Genomic DNA, 276 nt, shown 5'->3' on the forward strand with positions numbered 1-276 from the left:
ACGATGTGTCATGTGTGAAGCGAATCGTCTGATCAAGCTGGTGTTTTCAGGGCTGTCGCCGCTGGTCATCGAGGATGGCTACGGCGGTCCTGTACGGCCCCACCAGAGCGGCTTCATGCGGCCCCAGCCCCGCAGGGGTTGTGGCCACATGAAGGACCCAGGACCAGGACAAATGCGCAACGAGGGGCGTCGCGTGGTGGTGAAGCTGCCCCGGTTTCGTTCACAGGTAGGGCTTTGAACAGTTACGCGGCTTGATGGTACTCGTAGTAGCGGTTT

The 276-nt window shown here is 60.1% G+C and carries 1 protein-coding gene; it reads left to right on the forward strand.

The window, feature by feature from the left end; genetic code table 11:
- Positions 1-238 (forward strand): hypothetical protein (locus MXD62_RS08555; RefSeq protein ID WP_248828853.1); only part of this gene is annotated, 238 nt, incomplete at its 5' end.
- Positions 239-276: the final 38 nt, after the last annotated feature.

It is taken from the genome of Frankia sp. Mgl5, assembly GCF_023242985.1.
GTDB classification, from domain to species: Bacteria; Actinomycetota; Actinomycetes; order Frankiales; family Frankiaceae; genus Parafrankia; species Parafrankia soli.